This is a genomic window from Pigmentiphaga sp. NML080357, from assembly GCF_002188465.1.
GTDB lineage: Bacteria > Pseudomonadota > Gammaproteobacteria > Burkholderiales > Burkholderiaceae_B > Pigmentiphaga.
Genome location: NZ_NINW01000024.1, coordinates 255,988 through 279,698 on the forward strand (window position 1 = coordinate 255,988; position 23,711 = coordinate 279,698).

At 65.8% G+C, this 23,711-nt stretch carries 21 protein-coding genes; 11 read left to right on the top strand and 10 right to left on the bottom strand.

What is annotated here, in order from left to right; genetic code table 11:
* Positions 1–26 precede the first annotated feature (26 nt).
* From CDO44_RS08500 to CDO44_RS08515, 4 genes are all read right to left on the bottom strand, one after another.
* A complete protein-coding gene (locus tag CDO44_RS08500; protein ID WP_087779794.1) occupies positions 27–1,094 on the bottom strand; it encodes a nickel/cobalt transporter in 1,068 nt (355 codons plus the stop codon).
* Positions 1,085–1,723: a DUF1007 family protein gene (locus tag CDO44_RS08505; protein WP_087779795.1), complete on the bottom strand. Its 639-nt coding sequence runs from the start codon at positions 1,721–1,723 to the stop codon at positions 1,085–1,087. Before CDO44_RS08505 ends, CDO44_RS08500 begins: the two co-directional genes overlap by 10 nt.
* A gap of 12 nt (positions 1,724–1,735) precedes the next feature.
* The gene (locus CDO44_RS08510) at positions 1,736–2,731 is read right to left on the bottom strand and encodes a CoA ester lyase (protein ID WP_087779796.1); all 996 of its coding nucleotides are present in this window, start codon (positions 2,729–2,731) and stop codon (positions 1,736–1,738) included.
* Positions 2,732–2,898: 167 nt separating this feature from the next.
* Positions 2,899–3,885, bottom strand: coding sequence for a malate dehydrogenase (locus CDO44_RS08515; RefSeq protein WP_087779797.1), 987 nt, complete (start codon positions 3,883–3,885; stop codon positions 2,899–2,901).
* Between the two features lie 332 nt (positions 3,886–4,217).
* On the opposite strand from CDO44_RS08515, the gene CDO44_RS08520 reads away from it, so the two are divergent.
* The 11 genes from CDO44_RS08520 (at position 4,218) to lpdA (ending at position 18,228) form a co-directional block, all read left to right on the top strand.
* Positions 4,218–5,000 carry a GntR family transcriptional regulator gene (locus CDO44_RS08520; protein ID WP_087779881.1) on the top strand — a complete coding sequence of 261 codons (783 nt, stop codon included), beginning with the start codon at positions 4,218–4,220 and terminating at the stop codon, positions 4,998–5,000.
* 215 nt (positions 5,001–5,215) lie between these two features.
* Positions 5,216–5,629: a succinate dehydrogenase, cytochrome b556 subunit gene (gene sdhC / locus CDO44_RS08525; protein WP_087779798.1), complete on the top strand. Its 414-nt coding sequence runs from the start codon at positions 5,216–5,218 to the stop codon at positions 5,627–5,629.
* Positions 5,629–6,012 carry a succinate dehydrogenase, hydrophobic membrane anchor protein gene (gene sdhD, locus CDO44_RS08530; RefSeq protein WP_087779799.1) on the top strand — a complete coding sequence of 128 codons (384 nt, stop codon included), beginning with the start codon at positions 5,629–5,631 and terminating at the stop codon, positions 6,010–6,012. Before sdhC ends, sdhD begins: the two co-directional genes overlap by 1 nt.
* Before the next feature lie 3 nt (positions 6,013–6,015).
* Positions 6,016–7,794 carry a succinate dehydrogenase flavoprotein subunit gene (gene sdhA / locus CDO44_RS08535; RefSeq protein WP_087779800.1) on the top strand — a complete coding sequence of 593 codons (1,779 nt, stop codon included), beginning with the start codon at positions 6,016–6,018 and terminating at the stop codon, positions 7,792–7,794.
* Between the two features lie 117 nt (positions 7,795–7,911).
* Entirely contained in the window at positions 7,912–8,628 is a 717-nt protein-coding gene (locus tag CDO44_RS08540; protein ID WP_087779801.1) for a succinate dehydrogenase iron-sulfur subunit, read from the top strand.
* 7 nt (positions 8,629–8,635) lie between these two features.
* Complete coding sequence (locus tag CDO44_RS08545) at positions 8,636–8,896, top strand: succinate dehydrogenase assembly factor 2 (RefSeq protein WP_087779882.1); 261 nt, start codon at positions 8,636–8,638, stop codon at positions 8,894–8,896.
* Between the two features lie 48 nt (positions 8,897–8,944).
* Complete coding sequence (gltA, locus tag CDO44_RS08550) at positions 8,945–10,255, top strand: citrate synthase (RefSeq protein ID WP_087779802.1); 1,311 nt, start codon at positions 8,945–8,947, stop codon at positions 10,253–10,255.
* A gap of 572 nt (positions 10,256–10,827) precedes the next feature.
* Complete coding sequence (gene aceA, locus CDO44_RS08555) at positions 10,828–12,147, top strand: isocitrate lyase (protein WP_087779803.1); 1,320 nt, start codon at positions 10,828–10,830, stop codon at positions 12,145–12,147.
* A 356-nt stretch (positions 12,148–12,503) separates the two neighbouring features.
* On the top strand, positions 12,504–15,371 hold the full coding sequence (locus CDO44_RS08560) for a 2-oxoglutarate dehydrogenase E1 component (protein ID WP_087779804.1): 2,868 nt from the start codon (positions 12,504–12,506) through the stop codon (positions 15,369–15,371).
* Positions 15,372–15,465: 94 nt separating this feature from the next.
* Positions 15,466–16,692, top strand: coding sequence for a 2-oxoglutarate dehydrogenase complex dihydrolipoyllysine-residue succinyltransferase (odhB, locus tag CDO44_RS08565; RefSeq protein ID WP_087779805.1), 1,227 nt, complete (start codon positions 15,466–15,468; stop codon positions 16,690–16,692).
* A gap of 111 nt (positions 16,693–16,803) precedes the next feature.
* On the top strand, positions 16,804–18,228 hold the full coding sequence (lpdA, locus tag CDO44_RS08570; RefSeq protein ID WP_087779806.1) for a dihydrolipoyl dehydrogenase: 1,425 nt from the start codon (positions 16,804–16,806) through the stop codon (positions 18,226–18,228).
* 145 nt (positions 18,229–18,373) lie between these two features.
* Here lpdA and purB read toward each other — a convergent pair whose 3' ends face one another.
* The 6 genes from purB to CDO44_RS08600 are packed head-to-tail and all read right to left on the bottom strand — an operon-like array spanning position 18,374 to position 23,656.
* Entirely contained in the window at positions 18,374–19,732 is a 1,359-nt protein-coding gene (purB, locus tag CDO44_RS08575) for an adenylosuccinate lyase (protein ID WP_087779807.1), read from the bottom strand.
* Positions 19,733–19,785: 53 nt separating this feature from the next.
* Positions 19,786–20,130: a carboxymuconolactone decarboxylase family protein gene (locus CDO44_RS08580; protein ID WP_087779808.1), complete on the bottom strand. Its 345-nt coding sequence runs from the start codon at positions 20,128–20,130 to the stop codon at positions 19,786–19,788.
* Between the two features lie 33 nt (positions 20,131–20,163).
* Complete coding sequence (locus tag CDO44_RS08585; RefSeq protein WP_087779809.1) at positions 20,164–21,135, bottom strand: tripartite tricarboxylate transporter substrate binding protein; 972 nt, start codon at positions 21,133–21,135, stop codon at positions 20,164–20,166.
* A 52-nt stretch (positions 21,136–21,187) separates the two neighbouring features.
* Positions 21,188–21,937, bottom strand: a complete 750-nt coding sequence (locus CDO44_RS08590; protein ID WP_087779810.1) for an enoyl-CoA hydratase/isomerase family protein — start codon at positions 21,935–21,937, stop codon at positions 21,188–21,190.
* Complete coding sequence (locus CDO44_RS08595) at positions 21,930–22,496, bottom strand: cysteine dioxygenase (RefSeq protein ID WP_087779811.1); 567 nt, start codon at positions 22,494–22,496, stop codon at positions 21,930–21,932. The genes CDO44_RS08590 and CDO44_RS08595 overlap by 8 nt, the downstream gene beginning before the upstream one ends.
* Positions 22,493–23,656, bottom strand: coding sequence for a CaiB/BaiF CoA-transferase family protein (locus CDO44_RS08600; protein ID WP_087779812.1), 1,164 nt, complete (start codon positions 23,654–23,656; stop codon positions 22,493–22,495). The genes CDO44_RS08595 and CDO44_RS08600 overlap by 4 nt, the downstream gene beginning before the upstream one ends.
* Between the last annotated feature and the right edge of the window lie 55 nt (positions 23,657–23,711).

Sequence of the window (23,711 nt, forward strand, 5' to 3'; positions counted from 1 at the left end):
ACGAGAGGTCTGGAAGCGGCGCTCGCCTACCTGGCAAAAAGCGGGTGCGGCTGCGTCTGAAACTCCTCCAACAGCAGGCTGCTTCCCATGGCCAGGATCAGCAGTCCGCCGAGAACGCCGAGCAGGTCGAATGCGGCCTGCATGAGCCGGCCGTTGCGGGTAAACGTTCGCAGCAGCCGAAACGCTCCCTGGCGCGTAAAGACCGTGGCCGCGGCAAGCATGCTGACCGTCGCCGCCGTGCCCGCCGACATCGCCAGCACGGATGCGATGCCGGCCCATCGCATGTCCAGCGAATAAGCGACGAGCAGCACGAGCAGCGCGCCGGTGCAAGGCCGCAGGCCGATGGACAGGATGATGGCGCCCGCGGTGCGTAGCGCAAGCGGTTGTTCGATATGCCGGCGCGATGGCCCGTGAAGGGCGCCGCATTCGGCGCAATAGGCTCGCATGTTCCCGCCTGTGGAGAACAGCGAACCGGTCTGCGATGGCAAACCTGCCGGCACGTGTTCCTCCGCTGCGCCGGCGCGATGCCTTTTCCATAGCGTGATCGCGCTGCGCAGCGCCAGTGCGGCGCCCAGCAGCGCGACCAGCGCGAAGCTGGCGTTCTCCAGTTGCATGCCCACGCGCTGCGTGTGCCGCATCGACAGGCCGAAGAGGTTCATGGCGATTTCGACGATGAGGATGGCCGTGATGCCCTGTGCCAGCGCCGACAGCACGGATAGCAGCACGCCACGCCGGAGCTGGACCCGGTTGCTTCCCAGGTAGGTGGCGATCACGGCCTTGCCATGGCCGGGGCCCGCGGCATGGAACACGCCGTAGAGCAGGCTCATGCCGGCCAACGCCCAGGCCGTGCGTGGCCCGTCTTCGGCCAGGCCGCGCATCGCCGCGGCCAGGTGCCGGTGCAGTTCGCGCTGCGTGGCTTGTATCCAGAGCGTCACCTCGTTCCAGGCGTCGGTACGGAGCAGCCATGCCATGCCGACCACTATGGCGGCGAGCGCCAGGCCATAGCCCAGGAGCCTCAGTGCACCGCAGCGCGGCGGCTGCCGGTTTTCCCGTGTCGGCTCTGGGGCGGGCTGCGGGTTGCGGCTCACTTGCATGCCATCACCGCTTTCTCGGCAAACAGACGCCCCAGTGTATCGTCCGCGGGCGCACCCTTGTCCATGGCGAAGGCGCGGGCGATCGTCGCCGCACTGGGCCGGGGCTTGCGCAACTCCAGCCGGCAGCGGCCCGGCTCGCCTCCTCGGATGGCGGGAGGGGCCTGCTTGTCGTGCAGCATTTCGATGTAATAGGTCGGGTCGTAGACGGAGAATTCGAACGCGTGGAGGAGGGGATCCACGGGCTGCGCCAGCGGGGCGGTGAACCGCAGGAGCAGACGGTCGCCCTGCATTTCGCTTCGGTACTGGGTGACCGGCGCTATCTTGACCGGCTTGTCGCCGGCCCGGATCTTCGTGAAATAGCCGTATGGGCCGAGGTTTTCGATGACCTTGCCCGCGAAGCCCTCGACGACTTTCGCGCTGGGCTTGCGCCCGCCCGCCATCTCTTCGATGACGTAGGTGGTGTAGAGCTCGTCGAACAGCCACTGCTGCTCGATGGCCGTAACCAGCCCCGCGTTGGACAGGACCACGGTGCTGCGAACGTCGATCCAGGCATGGGGGTGCGCCCGCGCCGCGGCCGCGGGCAGCATCCCGAGCAGCAGGAGAAGGACGGCCGACAGGATGGATTGCATGCGGTTGCCGGCTTACGAGAAGAATTGCCGTGTGGCTTCGGCAGATACCCGCATGCCTGCGGCGTGCGCCCGCCGCAGCACGTCCCAGTAGTAGCGGTAGCTGGCGCGATCGTGCAGGCGCCCGGCGCGGGGATCGCCGTCGCGTATCGGCCCCCAGTCGGCGCGCGCGGCGGCCAGCAGGATGCGCTCGGCATCTTCGACGTCGGTCGCGGTCGGCGAGAGGGCGCCGACGATGGGATCGATCTGCGAGGGATGGATGCTCCACATGCGGGTGTAGCCGAATTCGCGGCCGGCGCGCAGCGCGGCGCGCGCGATGACTTCCGGCGCGTTCAGCTCGGTGACGACGTTGTGGGAGGGCACCTTGCCATAGGCATGGCAGGCGGCGGCGATTTCCAGCTTGGCGCGAGCCACCAGGGGATGGTCGAACTGGCCTTCGGCGGTCAAGGCATGCGCCGGAATGGCGCCGCGATGGGAGGACACGAAGTCCATCAGTCCGAACGACAGGCATTCGATGGCGGGGTGTGCGGCAATGCGGAAGACTTCGCGCAGCGCGCCGTGGGTCTCGATCAGCACGTGCACGGGAATCTTGCGGCCCAGTCCCATTTCCAGGCCGATGCGCTCGATGGATTCGGCGGCGTTGAGGGCGTCGTTGGCGGAGTTGAGCTTGGGGACGGTGATGTAGGCGAGCTTGTGGCCGGCGATGCCGATCAGGATTTCGAGGTCGCTGATGAACGAGGGATGGTTGACGTCGTGCACGCGGACGCCCACGCGGCCGTGGCGGTTGGCGTCGCTGGCGGCCAGGCGGGCGGCCATTTCGGCGTGCTCGGCTTCCTTGCCGACGGCGGCGCCGTCTTCGCAGTCGAGGGTGACGTCGAAGACGGGGCCGGCCTGGGCCTGGCGTTCGAGGCTTTTCTGCATGAGTTTTTCGGAGCCGGCATAGTGGTCGCAGACGGGGAGGACCGCGGGTTGTTTGCCGGATTCGTGCAGGACTTCAGCGGGGTGTTTCATGGGCGCGTTGTTCTGTCTGGGTTCTTGAGACGGCCGTGCTGGAGGCGGTGGGCTTGTGGGGGGCGAAAAAAAGCACGCGAGACGATATCGTACTCGCGTGCTTCTGTGCCGGGCCGAAAGAACGCCGTTCCCCGCCAGCCCGGTTGTACCCGGTAGGGAGGCTTCCCTTAGAGCAGATGCTTGACGCCGTCGCGCTCTTCCATCAGCTCCTTGAGCGTCAGGTCCATGCGCTCGCGCGAGAAGGCGTCGATCTCGAGGTCCTTGACGACCGCGTATTCGCCGTTCTTCGTGATGACCGGCACGCCGTAGATGATGCCTTCGGGGATGCCGTAGGAGCCGTCCGAGGGAACGCCCATCGTGACCCACTTGCCGTTGCTGCCCAGGACCCAGTCGCGGACGTGGTCGATGGCGGCGTTGGCGGCGGAGGCGGCGGAGGACAGGCCGCGGGCATCGATGATGGCGGCGCCGCGCTTGCCGACGGTGGGGATGAACACGTTGCGGTTCCACTCGTCGTCATTGACCACCGACAGGGCGGGCTTGCCGGCCAGGGTGGCGAAGCGGTAGTCGGGGTACATCGTGGGCGAGTGGTTGCCCCAGACGATGAGCTTCTCGATGTCGCCGACGGCGCAGCCGGCCTTGGCGGCCAGTTGCGACAAGGCGCGGTTGTGGTCCAGGCGCAGCATGGCGGTGAAGTTGCGGGCGGGCAGGTCCGGGGCCGACTTCATCGCGATGTAGGCGTTGGTGTTGGCGGGGTTGCCCACGACCAGCACTTTGACGTTGCGGCTGGCGACGGCGTTCAGGGCCTTGCCCTGGGCGGTGAAGATCTGGGCGTTGACCGTCAGCAGGTCCTTGCGCTCCATGCCCGGGCCGCGGGGACGGGCACCCACCAGCAGGGCGACGTCGGCGTCCTTGAAGGCGGTCATGGGATCGCTATGGGCGGTGACTTCCTGCAGCAGCGGGAAGGCGCAGTCCTCGAGCTCCATGATGACGCCCTTGAGGGCCTTCTGTGCTTTCTCGTCGGGGATTTCCAGCAGTTGCAGGATGACCGGCTGGTCCTTGCCTAGCATTTCGCCGGAGGCGATACGAAACAACAGGGCATAGCCGATCTGGCCGGCGGCGCCGGTGACGGCGACGCGCATTGCGGGCTTGGTCATGTAAGTCTCCGAAGAGGATGGTGAGTTGGAATGACGCGACGCGCAGTGTAACTCCGCGGGGGGAGGGCACGGCGCGATGCACGAAGGGAGAGGCGGGGAGACGGGCCGGCATCCACGGCGGGCAGGAAGCGGCGGTGCGCCAGGGAACAGCTGACGGCGCGGCAAGCGTGGATGGGCATAATCCGCCGAGTTTAGAAAAATCGGCTCGGACCGTCAATAAACATATCTTATGTTTTATATAAGACATAAGATTTTTCACCGTTTTGGTTGGACACTGCGGCTTACGCTGTGACACAATCCGGGCCATGCCGATCAAGCCGCACTCGCCTTGCATGTCCGCCTCGTCCGACGCGCCCGCGACGGCCGGCGCGTCCGCGGCCGCCGGGCCGGGGGCGCCGGGAGCGGCCTTCAGTCCTTTATACAGGCAAATCAAGGCGCTGATCCTGCAGAGCCTCGACCGCGGCGAGTGGAAACCGGGCGAGGCCATTCCCAGCGAGCTCGACCTCGCGGCCCGTTTCAAGGTCAGCCAGGGGACGGTGCGCAAGGCGATCGACGAATTGGCGGCCGACAACATCCTGCTGCGCCGCCAGGGCAAGGGCACTTTCGTCGCCACCCACCACGAGGACCGGGTCCGGTTCCGGTTCCTGCGGCTGGCGCCCGACGACGGTCAGCATGCCCGTTCGCGCAGCCGCTTCCTGGAGTGCCGCCGTCTGCGCGCGCCGGCGGAGGTCGCCAAGGCGCTCGAGCTGCGCGCCGGCGACAGCGTGGTGCTGGTGCGGCGGGTGCTGTCGTTCGGCGAGGTGCCTACCGTCATCGACGAGATCTGGTTGCCCGGCTCCCTGTTCAAGGGCCTGACCGCCGAGCGCCTGGCCGAGTACAAGGGCCCGATGTACGGTTTGTTCGAAAGCGAGTTCGGTGTCCGGATGATCCGGGCCGACGAGAAGATTCGCGCGGTTGCCGCCGGCGAGCCCGAAGCCGAGCTATTGGGCGTCGCGGCGGGCACCCCGCTGCTGCAGGTGGAGCGCATATCGTTCACCTATGGCGACCGCCCGGTCGAGATGCGCCGCGGGCTGTATCTGACCTCCCGCTACCACTATCGGAACAGCCTCAACTGACGCCGATTTGGGACACGATTTGATACGGTGGCGATGAATGGGCGAAAATAGCACGTTTGCCTTTACCGGCGGCCTGGGCGCGGCGCTTTCCGCCAGCCCTGGAAACCCCGGAGGGAACCGGCGCGCCAGCGCGGGTTCCCCGAGACGAATCTCCTGATGCGCAATCACGCAACAATGGTTTTTTTCATGGTTTGCTTACTTTACCCGAGGTCGTGATGTCCGACTCTGCCGCAAAACCCCGCCCGCAGTTCAGAAATATCAATATCACCCAGATCGCGCGCTACCGCCTTCCGCTGGCCGGCAAGGTGTCGATTCTGCATCGCGTTTCCGGTTTCGCGCTGTTCCTGGCGCTGCCGCTGGTGCTGCTGCCGCTGTTCGAGCGCAGCGTGATCTCTGAAATCGGCTTTGCGCAGTTCCACGATTTCGTCACGCATCCCGTGGTCAAGATCGTCCTGCTGGGCCTCATCTGGGCCTACCTGCATCATTTCTGTGCGGGCATCCGGTTCCTGGCGCTGGATCTGCACATGGGACTGGAAAAGTACAAGGCGCAGCGTTCCGCGGGCGTCGTGCTGGTCGTCAGCCTGGCGCTGACCCTCGTCTTCGGTTTGAAACTGTTCGGAGTATTCTGATGTCGGCCCCGCAAAATATCGGTCCCAAGCGCCTGGTCGTGGGCGCGCACTACGGCGTCAAGGACTGGATCATCCAGCGCATCACCGCCGTCGTGCTGGTCATCTACACGCTGGTGCTGGGCATCGGCGCCCTGATCACTCCGGAATTCACCTACGAAAACTGGGTGCGCCTGTTCAATTTTGAAGTGCTCAGTTTCCCGCTCGGCAAGCTGCTGGCCATGCTGGCCTTCCTGTCGCTTGCCTATCACGCCTGGATCGGCGTGCGTGACATCTGGATGGACTATGTCAAGCCCGCCGGCCTTCGCCTGGCCCTGCAAGTCCTGACCGTTCTGTGGCTGGTCGGCTCCGTCGTCTATGCCGCTCAAATTCTGTGGAGAATCTAAGTCGTGGCCGCCGTTAAATCTTCTCTCCCGCGCCGCCAGTTCGATGTGGTGGTAGTCGGCGCCGGTGGATCCGGCATGCGTTGCTCGCTCCAGCTCGCGCAAGCCGGCCTGAGCGTCGCCGTCTTCTCCAAGGTATTCCCCACGCGCTCGCACACCGTCGCCGCGCAGGGCGGCATCGGCGCGTCGCTGGGCAACATGAGCGAGGACAACTGGTTCTGGCACATGTACGACACGGTCAAGGGCTCCGACTGGCTGGGTGACCAGGACGCGATCGAATTCATGTGCCGCGAGGCCACCAACGCGGTCTACGAGCTCGAACACTTCGGCATGCCGTTCGACCGCAATCCCAACGGCACCATCTACCAGCGTCCGTTCGGCGGCCATACCGCCAACTTCGGCGAAAAACCCGTGCAGCGTGCCTGTGCCGCGGCCGACCGTACCGGCCACGCGCTGCTGCACACGCTCTACCAGCGCAACGTCGCCGCCCGCACCCAGTTCTTCGTCGAATGGATGGCGCTGGACCTGATCCGCGACGCCGAAGGCGACGTCGTCGGCGTGACGGCGCTGGAAATGGAAACCGGCGACATCTATATCTTCGAAGCCAAGACCACCGTGCTGGCCACGGGCGGCGCGGGCCGCATCTGGGCCGCCTCCACCAACGCCTTCATCAACACCGGCGACGGCCTGGGCATGGCGGCACGCGCGGGCCTGCCGCTCGAGGACATGGAATTCTGGCAATTCCACCCCACCGGCGTGGCCGGCGCCGGCGTGCTGATCACCGAAGGCGTGCGCGGCGAGGGCGGCATCCTGCTGAACAAGGATGGCGAACGCTTCATGGAGCGCTACGCGCCCACCCTGAAGGACCTGGCGCCCCGCGACTTCGTGTCGCGCTCGATGGACCAGGAGATCAAGGAAGGCCGCGGTGCCGGTCCGCACGGCGACTACGTGCTGCTCAAGCTCGACCACCTGGGCGCCGAGACGATCAACAAGCGCCTGCCGTCGATCCGCGAAATCGCGATCAAGTTCGCCAACGTGGATCCCATCAAGGAACCGATCCCGGTCGTCCCGACCATCCACTACCAGATGGGCGGCATCCCGACCAACTACCATGGTCAGGTCGTGGTGCCCAAGGATGGCAACCCGAACTCCGTCGTCAACGGTCTGTACGCGATCGGCGAGTGCGCCTGCGTGTCGGTGCACGGCGCGAACCGCCTGGGCACGAACTCGCTGCTCGACCTGGTGGTGTTCGGCCGCGCGGCCGGCAACCACATCGTCGCGGCCGACCTCAAGCGCCGCAGCCACAAGGCGCTGCCCGCCGACGCCGCCGACTTCACGCTGGGCCGCGTCGACGCGATGGAAAGCCGCAAGGAAGGCGAGCGCGTCCAGCACGTCGCCAACGACATCCGCAACTCCATGCAGCGCCACTGCGGGGTGTTCCGCACCCAGGCGTTGCTGGACGAGGGCGTGCAGCAGATCAACGCGCTGGCCGAGCGTGCCAAGGCGGTCGCCATCAAGGACCACTCCAAGGTCTTCAACATGGCCCGCGTCGAGGCGCTGGAACTGGACAACCTGATCGAGGTCGCCAAGGCCACCATCGTGTCGGCCGCCGCCCGCAACGAAAGCCGCGGCGCGCACGCGCACAGCGATTTCCCGGAGCGCGACGACCAGAACTGGCTGCGTCACTCGCTGTGGTATTCCGAAGGCAACCGCCTCGACTACAAGCCCGTGACCATGAAACCCCTGACCGTCGAAAGCTTCCCGCCGAAGGCCAGAACGTTCTAACCGATATGACAACCCCTTCCCTGGGCGCCGCGGATCCGGCTCCGCCGTCCGCCAGCGCCACCCCCTGGGGGCGCGCGAAGCGCGTAGGGGGGGCTCAACTTTTTTGGAGTGCTCCTAATGAGTGCTAAACGTGTTGTGAAGTTCGAGATCTACCGCTACGACCCCGACAAGGACGAGCGTCCCTACATGCAGCAGCTCGAGGTCGAGCTGGGTCCGAACGACAAGATGCTCCTCGACGCGCTGGTGCGCATCAAGAACGACGTCGACGACAGCCTGTCGTTCCGCCGCTCGTGCCGCGAGGGCGTATGCGGTTCCGACGCCATGAACATCAACGGCAAGAACGGCCTGTCGTGCACGACCAACCTGCGCGACCTGAAGCAGCCCATCGTGCTCAAGCCGCTGCCGGGCCTGCCCGTGATCCGCGACCTGATCGTGGACATGACGCACTTCTTCAACCAGTACCACTCGGTCAAGCCTTTCCTCATCAACGACACGCCGCCGCCCGAAAAAGAGCGCCTGCAGTCGCCCGAGGCCCGCGAAGAGCTGGATGGCCTGTATGAGTGTATTCTTTGTGCTTGCTGCTCCACGTCGTGCCCGTCCTTCTGGTGGAACCCGGACAAGTTCGTGGGCCCGGCCGGATTGCTGCAGGCGTACCGCTTCCTCGCGGACAGCCGCGACGAAGCGACCGGGGAACGTTTGGATAACCTCGAGGATCCATATCGTTTGTTCCGTTGCCATACCATCATGAATTGCGTCGACGTCTGTCCCAAGGGGCTGAACCCCACGCGGGCAATAGGCAAGATCAAGGAAATGATGGCCCGGCGCGCGATCTGATACCGTGGTGCCTGAATTTTCCCTGCATGACCGGACGCGCCTGCGCTGGCGCGCCCGGCGCGGCCTGCTCGAGAACGACCTGATACTGACGCGTTTTCTGGACGCCTACGAATCGCAGCTTACCGACGCCGACGTGGCGGAGCTGACCCGGTTGCTCGAGCTGTCCGACAACGAGCTGATGGACTATCTGTTGGCCCGCAAGGAGCCCGACGGCGATCTGGCCACGCCCGCCATGCAGGACTTGCTGAAGCGGCTGCGCTCGGTATGAAGCGGCCTGAGTCCGAATGATTTGATTTTGATGGAAGAGGAACATCCGATGAAACTGTCCGACAAGAAAGCAACCCTGACCTTTTCCGATGGAAGCCCCGGGGCCGAGTTCCCGGTTTACGAGGGTACGGTCGGTCCGTCGGTCGTCGATATCCGCAAGCTGTATGCGCAAACCGGGATGTTCACTCTGGACCCGGGCTTCATGTCGACGGCGGCTTGCTCGTCGAGCATCACCTACATCGACGGCGACAAGGGCGAACTGCTCTACCGTGGTTATCCGATCGAGCAGCTGGCGGTCAAGTGCGACTTCCTGGAAACCTGCTACCTGATCCTGAACGGCGAACTGCCCAACGCCCAGCAGAAGGCTGACTTCGACCATCTGGTGACCCATCACACCATGGTCAACGAGCAGCTGCAGTTCTTCCTGCGCGGCTTTCGCCGCGACGCCCATCCGATGGCCGTGCTGACCGGCCTGGTCGGCGCGCTGTCGGCGTTCTACCACGACTCGATCGACATCACCCAGCCCAAGCACCGCGAGATTTCGGCCATCCGCCTGATCGCCAAGATGCCCACGCTGGTGGCCATGGCGTACAAGTATTCGATCGGCCAGCCCTACGTCTATCCGAAGAACGACCTGTCGTACACCGGCAACTTCCTGCGCATGATGTTCGCCACGCCGTGCGAGGAGTATGAGGTGAACCCGGTCATCGAGCGCGCGCTCGACCGTATCTTCATCCTGCACGCCGATCACGAGCAGAACGCGTCGACCTCGACCGTGCGCCTGTGCGGATCGTCGGGCACCAACCCGTTCGCCGCCATCGCCGCGGGCGTGGCTTGCCTGTGGGGGCCGGCCCACGGCGGCGCCAACGAAGCCGCGCTGCAGATGCTGGAAGACTTGCTGGCCGCCGGCGGCGTCGACAAGCTGGGCGAGTTCGTTGCCAAGGTCAAGGACAAGAATTCGGGCGTGCGCCTGATGGGCTTCGGCCACCGCGTCTACAAGAACTACGACCCCCGCGCCAAGCTGATGCAGGAAACCTGCCGCGAAGTGCTGGAAGCACTGGGCCTGCAGGACGATCCTCTGTTCAAGCTGGCGATGGCCCTGGAAAAGATCGCCCTCGAAGACGATTACTTCGTCCAGCGCAAGCTGTACCCGAACGTGGACTTCTATTCGGGTATCGTCCAGCGCGCCATCGGCATCCCGACCCAGCTGTTCACGGCCATCTTCGCGCTGGCCCGCACGGTGGGCTGGATTGCCCAGTGGGACGAAATGATCTCCGATCCCGACTACAAGATCGGCCGTCCGCGCCAGCTGTTCACGGGCTCGCCCGCCCGCGACGTGCCGGATCTCGACAAGCGCTGATCCGGATCGGCCGGGCCGCCGCCGGCCCGGTGCGCGGTGCCGCCAAGAACCCGCCTGGAGTCCAGGCGGGTTTTTTTGCGCCCGCCGCCCAAGGCAAAAAGCACCCCTCGGAGGAAGGGCAGCGGCGGTCCGGAGCGGCTTAGGGGCGTTTTTCGTCCCGCCGCCAAGCGGCGCCGATGCTGCGACGGGTGCGGCTATCCGGGCCCCGCGGGCAGGCGGGGACGGGGCGCGCGTAATGGCCCCGATTCTCGCATCTTGAATCGGCCGCTCGCATCGCAAAACCCATCCCGTTATTTCGTTGCTGCGCAAAATCCATTGCTTTCATAGCTCGATTTTTCTTTTCTTATCATGGAATTATATTTTTAACTATTTGATATTTAAGGAGAATATTTTCATCTTGTAGAAGAGAAAAGTCGTTGATTGCGTCGCAGCAAATATATAGATTGATTGCCATGCCGCCCGCGCACGGCAAATACGCTCGATGCGACGCCACCGCGTAGGGACGGCCCTGTTTTCCCCGGCACCGCGGCCGCCAGGATCATCCGTCGTTCTCAACCTTGAAGGAGACAGTCATGTCCCAACGCAACGCCGAAGTCGAAAAGCTGGAACAGGAGTGGCAGGAGAATCCGCGCTGGAAGGGTGTCCGGCGCGGTTATGACGCCGAGCGGGTGGTGGCCCTGCGGGGCTCGGTGCAGCCCGAGCACACCCTGGCCCGGCGCGGTGCCGAAAGACTCTGGAAGCTGCTGCACGACGAACCCTTCGTCAATTCCCTGGGCGCGATGACCGGCAACCAGGCCATGCAGCAAGTCAAGGCGGGCTTGAAGGCGATCTACTTGTCGGGCTGGCAGGTCGCCGGCGACGCCAACCTCGCGGGGGAGATGTATCCCGACCAGTCGCTGTATCCGGCCAACTCGGTCCCCAGCGTGGTCCGGCGCATCAATAACGCGTTGCAGCGCTGCGACCAGATCCAGTGGATGGAGGGCGGACGCCCGGGAATGCCCGGATACGTCGATTATTTCGCTCCTATCGTTGCCGATGCCGAGGCGGGGTTCGGCGGCGTGCTGAATGCATTCGAGCTGATGAAGGGCATGATCGAGGCCGGCGCGGCCGGCGTGCATTTCGAAGACCAGCTGGCCTCGGTCAAGAAGTGCGGGCACATGGGCGGCAAGGTGCTGGTGCCGACGCGGGAAGCGGTTTCCAAACTCATCGCCGCGCGGCTGGCCGCCGATACGCTGGGCGTGCCGACCTTGCTGCTGGCCCGCACCGATGCCGATGCGGCCGATCTCATCACCAGCGACGTCGACGACAACGACAAGCCTTTCATTACCGGCGAGAGGACGGTCGAAGGATTCTTCCGGACCCGGGCAGGACTGGAGCAGGCGATCTCGCGCGGGCTGGCCTACGCCGGGTATGCCGACCTGATCTGGTGCGAGACCTCCACGCCCAACCTCGACTATGCGCGCCGGTTCGCCGAGGCCATCCACGCGCGGTTCCCCGGCAAGCTCCTGGCCTACAACTGCTCGCCTTCGTTCAACTGGAAGAAGAACCTGGACGACGCCACCATTGCCCGGTTCCAGCGGGAGCTCGGCGCCATGGGCTACAAGTTCCAGTTCATCACGCTGGCCGGATTCCATGCCTTGAACTACGGCATGTTCGAGCTGGCATATGGCTATGCGCGCGAGCAGATGACCGCCTTCGTCGCACTGCAGCAGAAGGAGTTCGCCGCCGCGGAGCGGGGCTTTACCGCGGTCAAGCATCAGCGCGAAGTGGGCACGGGTTATTTCGATGCGGTGACCCAGGCCATCGAAGGCGGTAAGTCCTCCACCACCGCGCTGGCCGGCTCGACCGAGGCGGCCCAGTTCGAGCCGCGGGAAGCGCAGCACGCGGCATAGGGAAGGGCAGTCCCGTGGCACGGGATTTTTGCTGCGGTGCGGTATGAATAGGGAAGGGTTGCCACGGCAACCCTTTCTTGCATGAGGGCTGGAACCAATACGCGGGACGCCCGGTCTTTCAGGCTGGACGCGGAATCCGCGTCCGTCGGGTAAACCGCGACAGTCGCGTCGGTTTTCCAAGCAGGGGAAGTCCCTAAGTGCTATGCTTTACAGGTTTATTGATTTTTTCCCGACCAACCGAAAGGTTTCCATCAACCGCCTTCTGCACTCGCTATCCGCTAATCGGCCAAGCCGTGTCGCGGAAGGTACGTCCTGCATCGAACGGGTGAAACACCCGGCAAGGTGAAGCGCAAATCATGTCCAGCATCCAAGAGTCCAGCACCTCGTATCTGTTCGGGGGTAATGCGCCGTACGTGGAGGAACTCTACGAGGCCTACCTCGACAACCCGGGTTCCGTTCCCGACAACTGGCGCAATTACTTCGACCAGTTGCAGCACACGCCGGCGGTCGACGGACAGGAGTCCACCCGTGACCAGGCCCATGCGCCCGTCATCGAATCCTTCGCCCAGCGCGCCCGCGCCAATGCCTTTCTGCCGCGCGCGGCCGAAAGCGATCTGTCGGTAGCCAGCAAGCAGGTCCACGTCCAGTCCATCATCGCCGCCTATCGCTACCTGGGCGCGCGCTGGGCCGACCTCGATCCGCTGCAGCGCCAGGAACGCCCGGCCATCCCCGAACTGGAGCCCAGCTTCTACGGCCTGACCGAGGCCGACATGGACAAGGTCTACTCCGCCACCAACACCTACTTCACGACCGCCGAGCACATGACGCTGCGCGAGATCGTGAAGGCGCTGCGCGATACGTACTGCCGCAGCATCGGCGTCGAGTTCATGCACGTGTCCGACCCGGTCATCAAGCGCTGGATCCAGCAGCGCCTGGAAAGCACGCTGGCCACGCCGAACCTGAATGCCGACCAGAAGAAGCACATCCTGGACCGTCTGACGGCCGCCGAAGGCCTGGAGCGCTACCTGCACACCAAGTACGTCGGCCAGAAGCGTTTCTCGCTGGAAGGCGGCGAGAGCTTCATTCCCGCCATCGACGAACTGATCCAGCACGCCGGCGAGCGCGGCATCCAGGAAGTGGTGCTGGGCATGGCCCACCGCGGCCGCCTGAACGTGCTGGTCAACACCCTGGGCAAGATGCCCAAGGACCTGTTCGCCGAATTCGAAGGCAAGTACGACGACGGCGGCCTGGCTGCCGGCGACGTCAAATACCACAAGGGTTTCTCGAGCGACATTTCCACCCGTGGCGGCCCCGTCCACGTGTCGCTGGCGTTCAACCCCTCGCACCTGGAAATCGTCAACCCCGTGGTCGAAGGCAGCGCGCGCGCGCGCCAGGAGCGCCGCGGCATGGACGGCGGCAAGCAGGTGCTGCCGGTGCTGGTCCACGGCGACGCCGCCTTCATCGGCCAGGGCGTGGTCATGGAAACCCTGAACCTGGCCCAGACCCGTGGCTACGGCACGGGCGGCACGGTGCACCTGGTGATCAACAACCAGATCGGCTTCACCACCTCCGATCCGCGCGATGCGCGCTCGACGCTGTATTGCACGGACGTGGTCAAGATGATCGAGGCCCCCGTGCTGCACGTGAATGGCGACGATCCCGAGGCCGTCGTGTTCGCTACGCGCCTGGCGCTCGACTTCCGCGTCGAGTTCCAGAAGGACATCGTGGTCGACATCGTCTGCTTCCGCAAGCTGGGCCACAACGAGCAGGACACCCCGGCCCTGACGCAGCCGCTGATGTACAAGCGCATCGGCAAGCATCCGGGTACCCGCAAGCTGTATGCCGACAAGCTGGTCGTGCAAGGCGTGATCAGCGAAGGCGAGGGCGAGGAATACGTCAAGCGCTTCCGCGCCGCGATGGACGAAGGCCGCCACACGGTCGATCCCGTCCTGACCGACTACAAGAACAAGTACGCCGTGGACTGGTCGCCCTTCCTGGGCCGCAAGTGGACGGACTCCGCCGATACCTCCATGCCGCAGGCCGAGTTGAAGCGCCTGGGCGAGCGCATCACCACGGTGCCGGAAGGCTTCAAGGTCCACCCCATCGTCGAGAAAGTGCTGGCCGACCGCCGCGCCATGGCCCGCGGTGAAATGAACCTGGACTGGGGCATGGGCGAGCACCTGGCTTTCGCCAGCCTGGTGGCCTCCGGCTACCCGGTGCGCCTGACCGGCCAGGATTCGGGCCGCGGCACCTTCACGCACCGCCATGCCGTCCTGCACGACCAGAACCGCGAACGTTGGGATTCGGGCGTGTACGTGCCGCTGCAGAATGTGTCCGAGGCGCAGGCGCCGTTCCGCGTCATCGATTCCATCCTGTCGGAAGAGGCCGTCATGGGCTTCGAGTACGGCTATTCGACCGCCGAGCCGAACTCGCTGGTCATCTGGGAAGGCCAGTTCGGCGACTTCGCCAACGGCGCCCAGGTCGTGATCGACCAGTTCATCAGCTCGGGCGAAGCCAAATGGGGCCGCCAGTCGGGCCTCGTGCTGATGCTGCCGCACGGCTACGAAGGGCAGGGTCCCGAGCACTCGTCGGGCCGCATCGAGCGCTTCCTGCAGCTGTGCGCCGACAACAACATGCAAGTGGTGCAGCCGACCAACGCCGCGCAGATCTTCCACCTGCTGCGCCGCCAGATGATCCGCCAGTTCCGCAAGCCGCTGGTCATCTTCACGCCCAAGTCGCTGCTGCGCAACAAGGATGCCGGTTCGCCGCTGTCCGACCTGAGCAAGGGTTCGTTCCAGACGCTGATCGGCGAGGTCGACGAGTCCATCGACGCTTCCAAGGTCAAGCGCGTGCTGCTGTGCTCGGGCAAGGTCTATTACGACCTGATCAACGCCCGCAAGGACCGCGGTGCCGACGACGTCGCCATCGCGCGCATCGAGCAGCTGTATCCCTTCCCCCACAAGGTCCTTGCCGCCGAGTTCAAGAAGTATCCCGAGGCCACCGAGGTGGTCTGGGTGCAGGACGAGCCGCAGAACCAGGGGCCTTGGTTCTACGTGCAGCATCACCTGTACGAGAACATGTCGGCCGGACAGAAGCTGGGCTACGCGGGCCGTCCCGCCTCGGCCTCGCCCGCCGTGGGCTACTACTCCAAGCACATGGAGCAGCTCAAGGCCCTGCTGGACCAGGCGTTCGGCCGCCTCAAGGGCATCGTGCTGACCAAGTGAACCTCTTTCCCGGGGCCGCGCATCGCGCGGCCCTGGCGTTCGGCCATGAATGCCGGACGGCGAACGAACTCCCCATACTTGCGGAATAACTGACATGGCAATCGTCGACGTAAAAGTCCCCCAATTTTCCGAATCGGTGTCGGAAGGCACGCTGCTGACCTGGAAGAAAAAGCCCGGTGAAACGATCTCGCGCGACGAGATCGTGATCGAGATCGAGACCGACAAGGTCGTGCTGGAAGTGCCGGCGCCCGCCGACGGCGTGCTGGCCGAGATCGTCAAGGCCGACGGCAGCACCGTCACCTCCGAGGAAGTGATCGCCAAGATCGACACCGAAGGCAAGGCTGCTGCCGCTCCCGCCGCCGCTGCGCCTGCCCCGGCCGCCGCCGCGCCTGCCGCTGCGCCCGCTGCCACCCCCGCCGCCGCATCGGCTGCCGCGCCCGCCACCTCGATTCCTTCGCCCGCCGCCGCCAAGCTGCTGGCCGAGCAGGGCATTTCGCCCGAATCCGTGGCCGGCACCGGCCGCGGCGGCCGCATCACCAAGGGCGATGCCCTGGCCGCGTCCGAGAACCGTCCCGCCGCCAAGCCGGCCCCGATCAACGAGGCCGCCACGCTGGTCAACGGCCGCCCAGAGCAGCGCGTGCCGATGAGCCGCCTGCGTGCCCGCGTGGCCGAGCGCCTGCTGCAATCGCAATCCGAGAACGCGATCCTGACCACGTTCAACGAGGTCAACATGCAGGCGGTGATGGACCTGCGCGCCAAGTACAAGGACAAGTTCGAGAAGGAGCACGGCGTCAAGCTGGGCTTCATGTCGTTCTTCGTCAAGGCCGCGGTGGCCGCGCTCAAGCGCTACCCGATCCTGAACGCCTCGGTCGACGGCAAGGACATCGTCTACCACGGCTACTTCGACATCGGCATCGCCGTGGGCAGCCCGCGCGGCCTGGTGGTGCCCATCCTGCGCAACGCCGACCAGCTCAGCCTGGCCGACATCGAGAAGAAGATCGCCGAGTTCGGCCAGAAGGCCAAGGACGGCAAGCTCAGCATCGAAGAGCTGACCGGCGGCACCTTCTCGATCTCCAACGGCGGCGTCTTCGGCTCGATGCTGTCGACCCCCATCATCAACCCGCCCCAATCGGCCATCCTGGGCGTGCATGCCACCAAGGACCGCCCCGTGGTGGAGAACGGCCAGATCGTCATCCGGCCGATCAACTACCTGGCCATGTCGTATGACCACCGCATCATCGACGGCCGCGAAGCCGTGCTGGGCCTGGTCGCCATGAAGGAAGCCCTGGAGGATCCGCAGCGCCTGCTGCTGGATATCTGATCCCCCCTACGCGCTTGCGCGCGCCCCCCAGGGGGCGGCACTGGCCGACCGGCGGAGCCGGATCGGCGGTGCCCTGGGTCGAATAGGGTCGTTCTAATTGGAAGAAATGAAATGAGTAAGCAATTCGACGTCGTCGTCATCGGTGCCGGTCCCGGCGGATACATTGCCGCGATCCGTGCGGCACAACTGGGCATGTCGGTCGCCTGCATCGACGCCTGGAGCAACGCCAAGGGCGGTCCCGCTCCGGGCGGCACGTGCACCAACGTGGGCTGCATTCCCTCGAAGGCGCTGCTGCAATCGTCCGAGTACTACGAGCACGCCGGCCACCACTTTGCCGACCACGGCATCGAGGTCAAGGGCCTGGGCCTGGACCTGCCCAAGCTGCTGGCGCGCAAGGACACCGTCGTCAAGCAGAACAACGACGGCATCCTGTTCCTGTTCAAGAAGAACAAGGTCACCTTCTTCCACGGCACCGGCTCGTTCTCGGGCCAGGTCGACGGCGGCTGGTCGATCAAGGTTTCCGGCCCCAGCGAGGAAGAGCTCGTCGCCAAGCACGTGATCGTGGCCACCGGCTCGAACCCGCGCGCGCTGCCCGACCTGCCGTTCGACGAGAAACAGGTCCTGTCCAATGACGGCGCCCTGGCCATCGGCGGCGTGCCCAAGCGCCTGGGCGTGATCGGCGCAGGCGTGATCGGCCTCGAACTGGGCAGCGTCTGGCGCCGCCTGGGTTCCGAGGTGACCATCCTCGAAGCGCTGCCGGCCTTCCTGCCGGCCGCCGACGAGCAGATCGCCAAGGAAGCGCTGAAGGTCCTGACCAAGCAGGGCCTGAAGATCAACCTGGGTGTGAAGATCGGCGAGGTCAAGGCCGGCAAGACGGTCACGGTCAAGTACACCGATGCCGCCGGCGCCGAGCAATCGCTGGTGGTCGACAAGCTGATCGTCTCCATCGGCCGCGTGCCCAACACCCAGGGCCTGAACGCCGAGGGCGTGGGCCTGAAGCTGGACGAGCGCGGTTTCATCGCCGTCGACGACGAGTGCCGCACCGGCCTGCCCAACGTCTGGGCCATCGGCGACGTGGTGCGCGGCCCCATGCTGGCGCACAAGGCCGAGGAAGAGGGCGTTGCGGTGGCCGAGCGGATCGCCGGCCAGCATGGCCACGTCAACTTCAACACCATCCCGTCGGTCATCTACACCTCGCCCGAGATCTCCTGGGTGGGCAAGACCGAGCAGGCGCTCAAGACCGAAGGCCGCGCCTACAAGGCCGGCACCTTCCCGTTCCTGGCCAACGGGCGCGCCCGCGCGCTGGGGGATACGACGGGCATGGTCAAGGTCATCGCCGACGCCAAGACGGACGAGATCCTGGGCGTGCACATCATCGGCCCGCAAGCCTCCGAACTGATCTCGGAATGCGTGGTGGCCATGGAGTTCCGCGCGGCGTCGGAAGACATCGCGCGCATCTGCCATGCGCACCCCTCGCTGTCCGAGGCGGTGAAGGAAGCGGCGCTGGCGGTGGACAAGCGGGCGTTGAATTTCTGACAAGGGAAGCCCACCCCCTACGCCCTTCGGGCGCCCCCTCAAGGGGGCGGCACTGGCGGACCGGCGGAGCCGGATCCGCTGTGCCCTGGAGTCGGGATGCTAAGAAAAAACGGCCGTGAGGCCGTTTTTTTGCCTTGGAGGGTGGTCAGGTCGTGGCGCCGCGATGGGCGGCCACGACGCGGTCGACGAAGGTGCCGGCAGCGCCGGTGTAGGCTTGGGGATCCAGCATGCGGTCGAGGTCCTCCGGCTTGAGATGGCGGGCGATGGTCGGGTTGGCCAGCAGGCCGTCCTTGAACGTGCCGCCGCGCTCGAACACGTCCATGCAGATTTCATAGACGAGTTCGTGGGCTTCCTGCCGGCCCAGATGGTCCCCCAGCTTCATCATGACGGCCTCGGAAAGCAGGAGGCCTTTCTGCACGGACAGGTTGCGTTCCATGTTGTCGCCCCTGACGGTCAGGCCGGCTGTCACGTAGGCCAGCTTGGCGAAGGCGGCATCGGCCATGCAGCAGAGGCGGGTGACGAACTCGCGCTCGGTCTGCAGCACGATCTTGTCCCGCTCGTGCTCGGCCATCATGCCTTCGAGTCCCAGCGCGACGGTACTGCGCACGACACGGGAAATCGCCACGATGCCTTCGCACGCGGGCGGGTTGCGCTTGTGCGGCATGGTGCTGCTGCCCACTTTCCCCATGGTGAAGGGTTCTTCGAGCTCTGCGGTCTCGGTCTTCTGCAGGCTGTAGATCTCGTGGGCGATCTTGCCCGCGGTGCTGGTGCAGATAGCCAGCACGCAGGCCAGTTCGGCGATGCCGTCGCGCGCCACGTGCCAGCAGATTTCGGGGCAGGCGAGATCCAGCTCCTTGAACAAGGCCTCCTGGACCTCGATGCCGCGGTCGCCCAGGGCGGCCAGCGTTCCGACCGCGCCGGCAAACTGGCCGACCAGCACCCGTTCCTTCATCTGCCGCAGGCGCTCCAGGTTGCGGCCGATCTCGGCCGCCCAGACCGCGGCCTTGAAGCCGAAGGTGATGGGCAAGGCTTGCTGGCCGTGGCTGCGTCCCGCCATGGTCTGCGTGCGATGGCGCTGCGCCAGGGCAACGACGTTGGCGTGCGCGTGGCGGTAATTGCTCTCGATCTGGGCCAGGGCTTCCTTGACCTGAAGGATGGTGCCGGTGTCGACGATGTCCTGGGTCGTCGCTCCCCAGTGGATGAATTCTCCGGCATCGCCGTCGCATACCTTCTTCATCGCCCGCAGCAGCGGGACGATGGGATGGCTGGTGCGGTCCATCTCCTGCTTCAGTTCCGCCAGGTCGATGAGTTCTACCCTGGCCTTGGCCTGGATCTCGTCCGCGGCGTTCTGCGGAATGATGCCCATGCGGGCCTGCACGCGGGCAAGGGCGGCTTCCACGTCCAGCCATTTCTGGACGGTCTGTTCATCGCTGAAGATGGCGCGGGTGGCGGCGGTGCTGAACTGGTCCCGGAACAGCGCGCTGTCGATGACGTAGGCGCTCATATGATCTGATCTCCTGGTGGGCAAGGGGGAAGGCGCGAGGCGATGCCGCGGCGCTACTCGGACTGGTTCTGGAGGAAGGCCTCCATGGCGTGCAGGGAATAGACGTAGGCCGCGCCGGCGTTCAACGCGATGGCCGTTCCCAGGGCATCGCTCAGCTCAGCCTCAGTCGCGCCCGCCTTGGCCGCCGCCGCGGCGTGGGAGGAAATGCAGCCGTCGCAGCGCGTGGTCACCGCCACGGCCAGGGCGATCAGCTCGCGCGTCTTGGCGTCCAGCGCGCCGTTGGCGCCCTGGGCGGCGTTGAGGCCGCGATAGGCCTCGAGCATTTTCGGGTTCGTGTTGCCCAGCTTGCTGGACGAAGCCCGCAAGGTGCCGAGCAACGCTTTCCAGTTTTCGAACATGTATGGCTCCTGTTGTTGGGAAGTCGGGACGAATCAATCAACCTTGGCGCCCGCGGCGCCGATCACTTTCTTCCAGCGGGCGATGTCCTCGGCCAGGAAAGAGGCGAAGAACTCCGGCGTGCTGGTCATGGGATCCACGCCGGCGTGCGCCAGCTGGGTCCGGAATTTCTCGTCCGCCAGCGCATCGTTCACGGCCTGGTTCAGGCGCCTGACGATGGCCGGCGGCGTACCGGCCGGGGCCAGCAGGCCATACCAGGCGGCGACGTCCATGCCGTCCACGCCGGACTCGGCCAGGGTGGGAATGTCGGGCACGGCCGAGGACCGCTTCGAGCTGGTCAGGCCGAGGATCTTGACCTTGTCGCTGCCCATCAGCGCCGACATGGACGGAATGTTGATGAAGGTGAACTGGACCTCGCCCGTCTGCACCCCGTTGATGGAGGGGCCCGAGCCCTTGTAGGGAACGTGCGTGGCCGAGATGCCCGTTTGCAGCTTGAACAGCTCGGCGGACAGGTGCTGGGTGCTGCCGTGGCCGGACGAAGAGAAATTCAGCGTTCCGGGATGCCGCTTGCCGTAGGCGATGAGCTGCTTGACGTCGTTCACCGGCAGTTTGCTGGATGCGACCAGCAGATTGGGACTTTGGCCGAATACCGCGATGGGCGCGAAGCTCTTGACGGGATCGTAGTCCAGCCTGGGAAACAGGCTGACATTGATGGCCAGCGCCGAAGAGCTCAGGAACAGGGTGTAGCCGTCCGGGTCGGCCCGGGCAACATAGGTCGCGCCGATGTTCTGGCCGGCTCCGGGCCGGTTCTCGACGATCACCGATTGGCCCAGCTTGTCGCCGAGCTGCTGGGCGAGCAGGCGAGCCGTCATGTCGGTGCCGCCGCCGGGCGTATAGCCGACGACGATCTTGACGGCACGCGCCGGATAGCCGGCGGCATCCGGGGCCGCTTGGGAGAGGGAGCTCAGCAGTGCAATGGCCGTGCCGGCCGCAAGACGATGAAGCATGGGTGTCTCCTGTCGTGCGCCCGGAACGGGCGCTTGTCATGAAAAGGCGGGGCTACTGCTTGGCCGCGCGTATGCGGGCGGCATAGTCTTGTATTCGTTGCTTCAACCCGGGCCTGGCCGCCGATCGGGTCAGCAGGCCGAGATCGGTGTCCCCGGCCTGCGCGCCATGCAGAACCCGGTCGATCAGCGCGCTGGTGACGAAGTCGGGGGAGGGGCCAGCGGCCGAAGGCAAGGCGCCCAGCGCGCTCGCACGCTCGTCGATGCGCTCGTGCGCGAGGCCGCTGGCCAGGGCTTCATCGGCGTCTATCCAGCGTCCGGTTCGTATCCAGTCCCGGGCAATGTCGGTGCCCACGAGCGAGGCCAGGCGGCGAGTGCCGAGCACCAGGCCGAAGCCGGCGGCCCCGGGAAAGGCGAACGACGCCTGGCCCCGGACGATGCGGTGCCGGCAGGCGGCGAACAGGTCGGCGCCGGCGCCCGCCACCTTGCCATGGGCGACGGCGACCGTCTCGAAAGGCGCCTGGTGCACGGCTTGCAGCAGCAGTTCGATGCGGATGAATCGCGCCAGCAGGGTATCGTCGGTTTCCTCGTGCAGGGCCGATAGATCCACGCCGGTGCAGAAGTGGCGGCCGGCTCCTTCCAGCACCAGGCGCCGCACGCGGTCGCGGACGCAGGCATCGACCGCGCCGGCCAGGGCGTCCACCAACGGGGCGGACAAGGCGTTGCCCGTCCCGGGACGATTGAGCGTGATGCGCCGCGTGCCCGGACCGGCATCGGTCTCGATGAGCAAACTGTCGTCAGGCATTGGCGTATCCGGAAACGAAGGGCTTGGCGGCACCCGTACCGGGGTCGAAGACGTGGCGCGTCTGCTTGCCGATATCCGTGCCGTAGACGTGGATGCTGATGGATACCTGATCGTCGAACGCGTTGCGCACGAGATGGATGTCGCCGGCCGTGGGCGAAACGAGCGCGGTCTGGCCCGGTTCCAGGCGTTCCTCGGTGGGAGCGGCCACGAGACGCCCGTCCACCTTGGCGTATGCGCGCGAGAACTCGGCACCGCGCAGCATGCCGATGACGCCCCAGGTGCCATGGTCGTGGATCGGCGTGCGTTGGCCGGGACCCCAGACGAAGCTGACTACCGAATAGCGGTCGGCGGGGTCGCGATACAGCAGGTATTGCTGGTAATAGGTCGGGTGAGGGCGGGCGCAATCCTCGGGTAGCCAGTCGTCGTGGGCGATGAGTTCGCGCAGCAGCGCCTCGCAGGCCAGCATCGCCCCGGACTCGCAAGGCGAGGCCTCGATCGCGGCGTCCATGTCCCGGACGAAAGCGGCCAGCCGGGCGGCTAGCGCGGGTGTCGTCGTCATGCCAGTTCCTCCCCGGCGGCGCGCCGGATCGCCTTGTCGTGCTCGCCCAGGGCGGGAGGTGGGCGGCGTATCGGCAGGGATTGTCCGTTCAGCCGGACCGGCGAGGCGAACGTCCGGGTCTCGTGTCCGCCGGGCAGGCGCAGTTCGCGCACCCAGTCCATGTGCCGCACCTGGGGGTCGGCCAGGGCCGATGCGTAGTCGTTGATGCGGGAATGGGGCACGCCGGCCTGCCGGAAGACTTCGATCCAATGGTCCACGCCGTGCAGCACGAAGCGCTCCTCCAGGATCTCCTTCAACGCGGCCTGGTGGCGGGCCCGCTCGAGGATGGTGCGAAAACGCGGATCGCGGTCGAGTTCGGGCAGCTCGACCGCACGCACGACGGCGCGCCACAGGTTGTCGTTGCCGGCCGCGATGGCGAAGTAGCCATCCGCGGCGCGGTAGGCCTGATAGGGGGCGTTGCGCGGATGGGCGGATCCCAGTTTGCGCGGGCTGGCGCCGGTGCCGAAGTACTCGCTGGTCTGGAGCGCGCCGATGGCCAGCGTGCAGCCGAACATGGGAATGTCGATGTGCACGCCGCGGCCGCCTTTCAACGCCTTCAGCAGCGACGAGGCCACGGCGAATGCCGCGTACAGGCCCGACGCGAAGTCCGAGACCGGCACGCCGCATTTGACCGGGGCGTCGGAGTCGCCGGTCACGCTCATCACCCCGGCCGCCGCCTGCATGGTCAGGTCGAAGCCGCCTTCCTGGGCCCGGGGGCCGCTCTGGCCGTAGGCGGAGATCGAGCAGTAGACCAATGCCGGATTCAGTACGGATAGCGCGGCGTAGCCGAGTCCCAGCCGGTCCATGACCCCAGGGCGGTTGTTCTCGATGAGCACATCGGCCCCGCGGACCAGTTCCTTGGCCGCGGCGAGGCCGTCCGGGGTTTTGAGGTCCAGCACCACGGACTGCTTGTTGCGGTTCAGCGCGGCGAAGTTCTCGCTGTAGCCGTCGCTCAGCGGCGGCCAGCCCCGCATGGCGTCGCCACCCGGAGCTTCGACCTTGACGACCTCGGCGCCCAGGTCGGCCAGCAGCATTCCGCAGAACGGACCGGCCGCGATCGAGCAGAACTCGACGACGGTAACGCCGGCCAACGGCAGTTCGCGGGTTTCGATGTCGCTCATGAGTGCGATGTCTCCTTATCGGTTCGGGAAAGGACCGCCCGGCAGGTCCGGTCCT